General features: G+C 34.2%; 3 protein-coding genes and 1 pseudogene. 3 read left to right on the forward strand and 1 reads right to left on the reverse strand.

Annotation, left to right across the window (positions count from 1 at the left end):
* From A9G31_RS08695 to uxaC, 3 genes and pseudogenes are all read left to right on the forward strand, one after another.
* The coding region (locus tag A9G31_RS08695; protein WP_141671428.1) for an IS3 family transposase at nucleotides 1-603 on the forward strand (603 nt) is incomplete at its 5' end.
* Between the two features lie 39 nt (nucleotides 604-642).
* Nucleotides 643-1,740: pseudogene (manD, locus tag A9G31_RS08700) on the forward strand (D-mannonate dehydratase ManD); the annotation flags it as partial.
* Between the two features lie 226 nt (nucleotides 1,741-1,966).
* A complete protein-coding gene (uxaC, locus tag A9G31_RS08705) occupies nucleotides 1,967-3,370 on the forward strand; it encodes a glucuronate isomerase (RefSeq protein ID WP_065561303.1) in 1,404 nt (467 codons plus the stop codon).
* 80 nt (nucleotides 3,371-3,450) lie between these two features.
* On the opposite strand, the gene A9G31_RS08710 is transcribed toward uxaC, so the two are convergent.
* Nucleotides 3,451-3,972: integrase core domain-containing protein (locus A9G31_RS08710; protein ID WP_141671429.1), on the reverse strand; the 522-nt coding region annotated here is incomplete at its 5' end.

Genomic DNA, 3,972 nt, shown 5'->3' on the forward strand with positions numbered 1-3,972 from the left:
TATAAATGGAATCATAAACGGGTGTATCGGGTGTATTGTGAGTTGAAACTTAATCTCAGGGTAAAGCGTAAACAGCGCATTCCTCCACGAAGCCCAGAAAGGCTATCAGCACCCAATAAACAAGGTGAATGTTGGTCAATGGATTTTATGAGTGACAGTAGTCGTAATCAACGTCGCTTTAGGACATTCAATGTTATCGATGACTTTAATCGTGAGGCGTTAGGGATTGATATTGCAGTAAGCTTACCAGCAGGAAGGATTTCCCGTTACTTAGATAAACTGGCCGAATATCATGGATATCCATTAAAAATACGGGTCGATAATGGGCCAGAATTTACAGGAAAAACCTTTATAAACTGGGCTAAATCACATGATATAACCATTGATTATATCCAGCCCGGTAGCCCTTATCAAAATGGCTTTATTGAACGATTTAATCGTACCTATCGTACTGAAGTACTCGATTTATATCTTTTTAACAACTTAGCACAAGCTAGGAAAATAACCGAAGAATGGCTAACGATTTATAACACCGAAAGACCGCATGAGGCATTAAATAACATGACACCGATTGAGTATAAAACACTAAAACAAGCAGCTTAATTTTCTACGTGAGTTGTGTACTAAGTTTGGGGTATTTACAAATTAGCTGTAGCATCCTATCTTAAAGATCATCTTTGCCCGCAACTTATAGGGCGAGATCCTCATCAAATTGAAGATATCTTTCAATATTTCTATAAAGGTGCGTATTGGCGCCGTGGTCCAGTTACCATGTCAGCCATTTCGGCCATAGATATGGCGCTTTGGGATATCAAAGGAAAATTGGCTAATATGCCACTTTACCAGCTACTAGGTGGTGCATCACGAACAGGGGTCATGGTGTATTGTCATACGACTGGTTCAAGTATTGATGAAGCATTAGATGATTACGCTAAACATAAGGAAATGGGGTTTAAAGCAATTCGCGTACAATGTGGTATCCCTGGAATGAAGACAACCTATGGTCAAAGTAAAGGTAAAAACCTTGCTTATGAACCAGCAACAAGAGGGAATTATCCTGAAGAACAATATTGGGCAACCGAGAAGTATCTTGATTTTATGCCTAAATTGTTTGATGCAGTACGAAGTAAATTTGGTTTTAATGAGCATTTACTGCATGACATGCATCATCGCCTAACGCCTATCGAAGCAGCTCGTTTTGGAAAAAGCATAGAAGATTACCGTCTATTTTGGATGGAAGATCCAACACCGGCTGAAAATCAAGAATGTTTCCGTTTAATTCGTCAACATACTGTCACACCAATTGCAGTCGGTGAAGTGTTCAATAGCATTTGGGATTGCAAACAACTGATTCAAGAGCAATTAATTGATTATATACGAACCACAATCACTCATGCAGGTGGTATTACCCATATGCGCCGTATTGCTGATTTTGCTGCTCTTTATCAAGTAAGAACAGGATCTCACGGACCCTCTGATTTATCTCCAATTTGCCATGCTGCAGCACTACATTTCGATATGTGGGTACCTAATTTTGGTGTGCAAGAATTTATGGGGTATTCACAGCAAATGCTAGAAGTCTTTTCACCAAATTGGACCTTTACAGATGGTTACATGCACCCAAGTGACAAACCAGGACTGAGTATCGATTTTGACGAAAAACTTGCTGAAAAATATCCCTACAACCCAGCTTATTTACCAGTTGCTCGTTTAGAAGATGGCACATTGTGGAATTGGTAATAGATGGAATGTAATGCTTTTTATTAATCATAAAAAGTAAGTTTGTAATAAATGGTGTATATCACCTTAATGATAGATAAAAAATAAATTTTTCAAAAAGATAAAACAATATCTATTAAGACTTATCTCTTAATAGATATAACAATTCTAATTTAGATATAAATGTATTGTTTTTATTACATATATTCAAAAGCAATATTATTTACGTAAAACGAGGTAATAATAAATGGCTTTTATTCATGAAAATTTTCTTTTAAATAGTAAAGTTGCACAGAAGTTATACCATGAGTTTGCTGAAAACCTACCAATCATTGATTACCACTGTCATTTAGAACCACGAGAAATTATGGAAAATAAAAGTTTTGATTCCATGTATGATTTGTGGTTATCGGGAGATCATTACAAATGGAGAGCAATGAGAGCTAATGGTGTTGATGAATTCTTAATTACAGGTGATGCTTCGCCACTAGAAAAGTTCAAAGCATGGAGTGAAACTCTTGAGAATACCATTGGAAACCCCTTGTTTCATTGGAGTCATCTTGAGTTAGCAAAATATTTTGGTATAACCGATACATTGAATGGAAAAAATCACAATGAAATATGGGAAAAGTGCAATGACATTATAAAAAATGAAAATTATACTGCTCAACAATTAATTAATTTATCAAATGTTGAAGTAATTTGTACCACTGATTCACCTTTAGATTGTTTAAAATATCATAGTGAAATAACAAAACAAGATAATTTTAAAACAAAAGTATTACCAACGTTTAGACCAGATGATGCCTTAGATTCTGATGGTGAAAAATTTATTTCGTTTGTAAAAGAACTTGAAAAGATAACATCAATTAAAATTAATAATTTTAATGATTATTTAGCGGCTTTAGAAAATAGAGTTGAATATTTTCATCAAAATAATTGTCGATTGTCTGACCATGGATTAATGGATATTGAGTTCCATCCAAGTGATATTGAAACTCAAAGCATATTATTTGAGAAAAAAATGAATAATATTGTTTTGAACAAAGTAGAAAAAATTCAATATAAATCTGCAGTACTAATAGCTTTAGCCGGATTTTATTCTAAAAGAAATTGGGCTATGCAAATTCATTTTGGTGTTATTCGTAATAATAACCAAATCATGTTGAAAAAAGTTGGCATAAATGCAGGATTTGATTCTATTTATGATCAACAAAATCTAGCCATTAATTTAAATAATTTTTTAAATAAAATTAATGAATTAAATTCATTGCCTAAAACTATTATTTATAATTTAAATCCTAGTGTTAATGATGTTGTTGCATCGACAATTGCAAATTTTCAAAATTCTGGATTAGTTAAATCTAATATGCAGTATGGTGCTGGCTGGTGGTTCAGCGATACAAAAAGAGGAATGTTAAGGCAACTAACAACTCTTGCTGACCATGGTTTATTAATGAATTTTGTAGGTATGTTAACCGACTCAAGAAGTTTCATTTCTTATACCCGTCATGAATATTTCCGGCGAATTTTATGCAATTTAATCGGTAAATGGGTTTCACATGGAGAAATACCTGAAGATTATCAATTGCTTGAAAAACTTATAACAGGCATTTGTTATAAGAACGCACTCTCATACTTTGAATTTTGAGAACAGATATAAATAGTAATATTTAGTTTTATGAGAGACATGTAAATACCCCAAACTTAGTACACAACTCACGTAGAAAATTAAGCTGCTTGTTTTAGTGTTTTATACTCAATCGGTGTCATGTTATTTAATGCCTCATGCGGTCTTTCGGTGTTATAAATCGTTAGCCATTCTTCGGTTATTTTCCTAGCTTGTGCTAAGTTGTTAAAAAGATATAAATCGAGTACTTCAGTACGATAGGTACGATTAAATCGTTCAATAAAGCCATTTTGATAAGGGCTACCGGGCTGGATATAATCAATGGTTATATCATGTGATTTAGCCCAGTTTATAAAGGTTTTTCCTGTAAATTCTGGCCCATTATCGACCCGTATTTTTAATGGATATCCATGATATTCGGCCAGTTTATCTAAGTAACGGGAAATCCTTCCTGCTGGTAAGCTTACTGCAATATCAATCCCTAACGCCTCACGATTAAAGTCATCGATAACATTGAATGTCCTAAAGCGACGTTGATTACGACTACTGTCACTCATAAAATCCATTGACCAACATTCACCTTGTTTATTGGGTGCTGATAGCCTTTCTGGGCTTCGTGGAGG

The organism is Gilliamella sp. Gris1-4, assembly GCF_001690335.1.
Taxonomy (GTDB): Bacteria; Pseudomonadota; Gammaproteobacteria; order Enterobacterales; family Orbaceae; genus Gilliamella; species Gilliamella apicola_P.

Bases quoted from the DNA above. Each gene is read 5' to 3' on its own strand.
- uxaC (WP_065561303.1), top strand. From the start codon at position 1,967: ATGGCTTTTATTCATGAAAATTTTCTTTTAAATAGTAAAGTTGCACAG.